General features: G+C 64.9%; 4 protein-coding genes. 2 read left to right on the forward strand and 2 right to left on the reverse strand.

Features of this window, described 5'->3' with window-relative positions; genetic code table 11:
- Positions 1-55: 55 nt before the first annotated feature.
- Positions 56-898 carry a metal-dependent hydrolase gene (locus ACEQZD_RS02060; protein WP_370183675.1) on the reverse strand — a complete coding sequence of 281 codons (843 nt, stop codon included), beginning with the start codon at positions 896-898 and terminating at the stop codon, positions 56-58.
- 89 nt (positions 899-987) lie between these two features.
- On the opposite strand from ACEQZD_RS02060, the gene ACEQZD_RS02065 reads away from it, so the two are divergent.
- Complete coding sequence (locus tag ACEQZD_RS02065) at positions 988-1,974, forward strand: hypothetical protein (protein ID WP_370183677.1); 987 nt, start codon at positions 988-990, stop codon at positions 1,972-1,974.
- Positions 1,975-2,078: 104 nt separating this feature from the next.
- Here the strand turns inward: ACEQZD_RS02065 and ACEQZD_RS02070 are convergent, their stop codons facing one another.
- Positions 2,079-4,859 carry a GGDEF domain-containing phosphodiesterase gene (locus tag ACEQZD_RS02070; protein ID WP_142947703.1) on the reverse strand — a complete coding sequence of 927 codons (2,781 nt, stop codon included), beginning with the start codon at positions 4,857-4,859 and terminating at the stop codon, positions 2,079-2,081.
- Positions 4,860-5,149: 290 nt separating this feature from the next.
- Here ACEQZD_RS02070 and ACEQZD_RS02075 point away from each other — a divergent pair.
- The coding region (locus tag ACEQZD_RS02075; protein ID WP_370183680.1) for a UvrD-helicase domain-containing protein at positions 5,150-6,783 on the forward strand (1,634 nt) is incomplete at its 3' end.

Consider the following 6,783-nt stretch of genomic DNA (forward strand, 5'->3'; position numbering starts at 1 on the left):
CCGGCTTGAGGAATGATCGCGTCGCGATCCGGGAAGTCAGAGGGGTACGAGGCGGTCAGGCCGCCTCATCCAGAGCGTGGGCCACCAGCTCATCGAACTGTTCCAGGAACTCACGGTTGTCGTGGTCCCAGGGGTGGAAGCCGGGCTTGAACCAGTCCAGCCACGCCTTGGCGCTGTGGCGGAAAATGCCTTTCTTGCCGACGCTGTGGCGCAGCACCGCGCGCCAGCCCTTAAGGTCGGACAGGCCACCGCTGACGCGCACGTTGTGCAGGTAGAAAGGCACGACCAGGGCGAAGAACACACTGGTGGAGAACACCAACGACAAGCTGCGCAGGGCATAGGCGCCGGCCTTGTCGTCGCCGCCCACCGCTAGGCGGTAGACATCGAACGCCACCGCTTTATGCTCGGTCTCTTCCAGGGCGTGCCAGTTCCAGATGGCGCGGTAGCCCTCGTCGGAGCCCTCCATGATTTCCGGCAGGCTGAGCAGCCCGTCGGCGAGAATCGCGGTAAGGTGCTCCAGGGCCACGGTGTTGGCCAGTTGGAACGAGGCCGGGGTGTACTTCTGAACCGCTTTGAGCAGTTCATCCACCAGCCGTTCCTGGGCTTCGATGGGCACGCCCGCGTCGTTGACGAAGCCGTTGTACTCTTCGTGCTCGCGGCCGTGCATGGCTTCCTGGCCGATAAAGGCGGTCACCGCCTTCTTCAGTTCCGGGTCCTGGACGACATCGCGATACTGGCGCACGCTGTCGATGAAGAAGCGTTCGCCAACCGGGAAAAACAGGCTCAGGGTATTGAGAAACTGGCTCATGTTGCGCCCATCCTGGTGCCAGGTCAGCGCTTTGCTGGGGTTCAGCTTGAAGCGCAGGTTCCGGCGGGTGGGCAGTATGTTGATCGCCATGGTTAAGTACCTCTGATGATTGTTACATTGAACGATGATACATTCGCCCGCGCAGTGGGCAAGTGGCCCTTGGTTAAGGAAGGCATGTCGTGACGGCAAATAAACAAGAAAAGGCAAATCGTTTACTTGAGGCGCTGATCGCCCATCTCAGCGAGTCCCTGGACCCGGACCGCGTGGACGACTGGCTGGAACAGGAGCTTGACGCCCTGCTGGCTCAGGCCGACACGGTGCGCCTGAATGAAGCGGTGACCGCCGAGCAGATCGGCGTCACGGTGCGCAAATACGCGGTGCAGATGGAGCTGGGCGGCGGCATTCCGGAGCTGGTGGGCGAGATGGTGGACCGTCTCTATAACCACGGTATCCAGGGAGAGCGCCGGGTCGGCGAGCTGGTGGACGAGAGCACCGTGGCGGCGCTGGTCGACAAGGTGCTGGAGATCCCGCTGTCCCGGCGGGGCGTGGGCTGGCTGAGCAGCAACCCGGTGTTGCTGGCGCTGCTGGCCGGCGGCGCCCATCTGGGCCTCAAGACCTGGCTGCACCAGGGCATCCCGGAAAGCCTGCGGGGCCTGGTGGGGCGGCGGTTGCCGCCGCGCTGGCGGGCCAGCCTGGAAATGCGTCTGCAGGAGTGGCTGCTGGAGCGCACCGAGGCGCTGCTGTCCGACCCCTGGCTGTACAGCGACGATAACCTGGGCGAGCTGCGCGAACTGGTGCTGGTGGCCTGGCAGGACTTCGCCGAGCGCCCGGTGACCGAGTTGCGCGAGCTGCTCAGCAGCGAGGACATCCAGGAACTGTTCGTGATCGGCTATGACTTCTGGCGGGAGTTCCGGCACAGCGATTACTTCGCCACCATGCTGGACACCGGCATCAATGCCTTCTTCGAAAAGTACGGCGACACCACCCTGCGCGACCTGATTGACGAAGTGGGCATCGCCCGCGACGACCTGCTCGATGACGCCCACCGTTTCGCGCCGCCGGTGCTGCGGCTGCTGCGCGAGCGTGGCCTGCTGGACGCCTGGCTGCGCCGTCATCTGGCGCCGTTTTTCGAGAAGCCGGAGACCCTGGCGATTCTCGACCAATAGCCGCTTACAGCGGCGATACAGGATACAGGGTGCAGGATTCAGGAGAGGGCACAGCGGTAAACTTTCACCCTGTATCCTGAATCCTGTATCGCCGCCAAAGGCGGCTAGGCGGGGCCGTCCCCGGCCTGGCCCTGTTGCTGCAGCGCCAGGATGTCGTGCAGTTGATCCTCCGGCACCGGCCGGCTGATCAGGTAACCCTGAATGCTGTCGCAGCCCATTTCGCGCAGGATGTTCAGGTGCTGGTCGGTTTCCACCCCTTCCGCCACCACGCTCATGGTCAGGCTGTGCGCCATCTCGATGATGGCCCGGGTGATGGCCGCGTCGTCCGGGTTGTCCGCCAGATCGGTGATGAAGGTGCGGTCGATTTTGAGCGTATCCACCGGGAACCGCTTCAAATAATTAAGCGATGAGTAACCGGTGCCGAAGTCGTCCAGGGACAGGCCCACGCCGCGGGCGCGCAGCCGCTCCAGCAGGGCGATGTTCTGGTCCATGTCTTCCATGATCAGGCTCTCTGTGAGCTCCAGTTCCAGCAGTTCCGCCGGCAGGCCGGTGAGCGCCAGGATGCGGTCCACCACGTCCGCCAGGTTGCCTTTGCGGAACTGATGGGCGGACAGGTTCACCGACACGCGGATATCGCCCAGCCCCCGGTCCAGCCACTGCCGCGCCTGACGGCAGGCGCGCTCCAGCACCAGCTCGCCGATCGCCGAAATCAGGCCGGATTCTTCCGCCAGCGGAATGAACTCGGACGGCGCCAGCAGGCCCATGGTCGGGTGCTGCCAGCGCACCAGCGCTTCCACCGATGAAATGCGGCTGTCCGCCAGGTCCATCTTGGGCTGGTAGTGGACCACGAATTCGTTCTTGAAGATCGCCTTGCGCAGGCTGGTCTCCAGCGCCAGCTGTTCCACCGACGCCATCTGCATGCCGGTACGGTAGAACTGGAAATTATTGCCGCCGCTGCGTTTCGCCTGGTGCACCGCCATTTCCGCCTGGTTGATCATCGACTGGGCTTCCTGGCCCGGGTTGGGGAACACGCTGATGCCGATGCTGGCGCCCAGCAGCAGTTCATGGCCGTCGATCAGGAACGGCTTTTTCATCATGTTGATCAGTTTCTGGCAGAGCACGCCGATCTGCGCCTCGGCGCCGCAGTTTTCCAGCACCAGGGTGAATTCGTCGCCGCCCACCCGGGCCAGGTTTTCATCGTTGACGCCGCACCGGCAGATGCGCTCCGCGGCCAGCTTGAGCAGGCGGTCGCCGATTTCATGGCCGAGGCTTTCGTTGATCGGTTTAAAGCGGTCCAGGTCGATCATCAGCAGCGCCGCTTTTTCCCGGTTCAGCCGCGCCAGGGTCAGCGCCCGCTGCAGACGTTCGCGGAACAGCGCCCGGTTGGGCAGGCCGGTGAGGCGGTCGTAGTTGGAGAGAAACTGCACCCGCTCCTCGGCTTCCTTGCGCGACGTCAGATCGGACAGCATCCCCACATAGCGGATCACCCGTTGTTTCTCGTCCAGCACGCTGCTGATCTGCAGCCATTCCGGGAAGGGCTCGCCGTTGCGCCGCCGTTCGTTGATCTCGCCTTCCCAGAACCCGGTGCGGCGCAGCGCCAGGGTGATCGCGCGGTAAGTGCTGCGGTTGCGGTCGATGTGGTCGGTGTCGGCGATGGTGCGGCCGAGCACGTCCTGCTCCGGGTAGCCGGTGATCTGCTCGAAGCGGGCGTTCACCGCCAGGAATTGGAAGTTGCGGTTCAGAATGAAGATGCCTTCCGGGGCGTTCTCGAACACCGTCGCCGCCAGCCGCTGCTGTTCCTGGGCTTCGCGGGTGGCGGTGATGTCCCGGCGGGTGCCGATCATGCGCAGGGCGCGGCCCTTGTCGTTCCAGTCCACCACCCGGCCTTCGTCCTCGATCCAGCACCAGGGGCCCTCGGCGTGGCGCAGCCGGTAGATGGCGTGGTAACGGTCGGTCTCGCCCTTGAAGTGGGCGATCATGGCGCGGCGGATGGCGGGGAAATCGTCCGGGTGGACCAGTTGCTGCAGGTCGCCGAAGAAGTTACGGAAATACTCGCTTTCGTAGCCCAGCAGCCGGTCGAAGTTGGTGTGGTAATTGGTGCCGGTGACCAGATTCCAGTCCCACAGCCCGATGTTGCTGGCGTCCAGCGCCAGTTGCAGGCGCTCGCCGGTGGCGCTTAATTCCCGGTTGGCCTGCTCCAGGGCGCGGGTGCGGTCGCTGACCATGGACTCCAGCCGGTCGTTGGCTTCCTGCAGGCGCCGGCGCGCCTCCTTGCGTTCCATGATTTCGTCGGCCAGTTTTTCATTGAGCGCTTCGGCGTTGGCCCGCGCCCGGTCCAGATAGTCGATCAACGCGGTGTTGCTGATCTGCAGATCCAGGGCCTGGTGCGTGGTCATATTGATACGGCGGGCGGCGACGAACAGAAAGGCGCCGGTGGCGACCAGCATGGCCGCCAGGGCGGGCTCGTTGTCGTTGGCCAGCAGCAGCTGCACGCACGACGGCGCCAGCAGGCAAATCTGATACATGAGCACGGTGGGCAAATGGCTGCTGTACGCCGACAGCGCCAGGATGCTCAGGCCGGTGCCCAGGCTGCTCATGGTCAGCTGCGCGTAGAGCATCGACTCGGAGAGCAGGGTGTCTGTGGGGTTGAACAGAAAGCCGCCGATGCCCATCGCCACCGCGGTGGCCAGCACGCTCACCGACACCTTGCGCAGATCGGCGCGGTCGCCGTTGCGCAGCGGCCGGCTCAACAGCAGCCAGCTCACCCGGGCAAGAATCAGCGTGGTGACCGCCAGTGCCCACACCAGCAAGGTGGCGCGCGGCACCGGCGAGTCCCAGTAAGCCCAGGTCGCCGCGATCACCGCCAGGCCTTCCAGCACGTTCATGCCTTTGATCCCGGAAAGGAGATGCTGGCATTGAGCGCGGGTCACGGCCTGCTGCTGCTTGCTTGGTTGTGACTCGAATGCTGTCGACACGGATAAAGATTCCAGGCTCGGAGCCTTGGGCGCCGGTGAGTAAGTCGCTCCCGCGTATGGCTCGGGAACCCGTAGGCATAAGTGACGCCCGGCTTTTTCTTTGGCAGTTTACCCAGCCCCACCGCGAAAGGAAACCGGATCACCGGGGCTGCGTCACAACCTGCCGCGCCAAAGCGGCGGTTCTGGTAAACTCCGCCGCCATGGATGATGTGACTTCCCTTATTGAAGGCCTTAACCCGGCTCAGCGCGACGCGGTGACCGCCGAAGACCGGCACCTGCTGGTGCTGGCCGGTGCCGGCTCGGGCAAGACCCGGGTGCTGGTGCACCGTATCGCCTGGCAGATCGCCACCGAACAGGCGTCGCCGTTCGGTATTCTCGCCGTGACATTCACCAACAAGGCGGCGGCGGAAATGCGCGGCCGCATCGAGCAGCTGCTCGACATGCCCGCCGGCGGCATGTGGGTGGGCACCTTCCACGGCATCGCCCACCGCCTGCTGCGCCAGCACTGGCAGGAAGCGGGCCTGCCGCAGAACTTCGAGATCATCGACGCCGACGATCAGCAGCGCCTGATCAAGCGGGTGATCCGCGAGTTGGGGCTGGACGAACAGCGCTGGCCGGCGCGCCAGGCCACCTGGTTCATCAACGGCCAGAAGGACGAGGGCCTGCGCGCCGCGCATATGGACGTGGCCGGCGGCGACCTGTTTCTGCAGACCATGCAGAAAATCTATCTGGCCTACGAGGAAGCCTGCGCCCGGGGCGGTCTGGTGGATTTCAACGAGATGCTGCTGCGCGTGCTGGAGTTGTTCCGCGATAACGATGCGCTGCGCGGGCACTATCAGCGCCGCTTCCGGCACATTCTGGTGGACGAGTTCCAGGACACCAACGCCATTCAGTACGCCTGGCTGCGGCTGCTCACCAACGACGACAACGCCGCCACCATCGTCGGCGACGACGACCAGTCCATCTACGGCTGGCGCGGCGCCAAGATCGAGAACATCCACAAGTTCAGCCGTGACTTCCCCGACACCCGTACCGTGCGCCTGGAGCAGAACTACCGCTCCACCGGCACCATTCTGAACGCCGCCAATGCGGTGATCAGCGTCAACAGTGACCGGCTCGGCAAGGAGCTGTGGACCGACGGCGGCGACGGCGAGCCGATCCGCCTGTACGCCGGGTTCAACGAGGTGGACGAAGCGCGCTTTATCGCCGGCAAGGTGGAAAGCCTGGGCCAGCAGGGCATGGCGCGCCGGGAAATGGCGGTGCTGTACCGCTCCAACGCCCAGTCCCGGGTGCTGGAGGAGGCCTTTCTGCAGGCCGGTATTCCGTACCGCATCTACGGCGGCCAGCGCTTCTTCGAGCGCGCCGAGATCAAGAACGCCCTGGCCTACCTGCGCCTGCTCAACAACCGCCGGGCGGACGCCGCCTTCGAGCGGGTGGTCAACACCCCCACCCGGGGCATCGGCGCCAAGACCCTGGAGATCCTCCGCGATCTGGCCCGCCAGCGCGGCGTGCCGCTGTGGGACGCGGCGGCGGCGCTGATCAACGAGCGGCTGCTCACCGCCCGCGCCGGCAATGCCTTGCTCGCCTTCCTCAAGCTGGTGGACAAGCTGGCCGAGGAAACCGAAGGGTTAGGGCTGGCGGAAACCACCGAACACGTGATCGCCGCCAGCGGCCTGCTGGATTACCACGGCCAGGACAAGGGCGAAAAAGCCCAGCAGCGCCTGGACAACCTGCGCGAGCTGGTCTCCGCCACCCGCCAGTTCGGTGACGAAGAGGGCGAGGAGGATCCGCTCAGCGCCTTCCTGGACCACGCCGCGCTGGAATCCGGCGAAGG

The sequence above is a fragment of the Alloalcanivorax sp. genome (genome assembly GCF_964221125.1).
Taxonomy (GTDB): domain Bacteria; phylum Pseudomonadota; class Gammaproteobacteria; order Pseudomonadales; family Alcanivoracaceae; genus Alloalcanivorax; species Alloalcanivorax venustensis.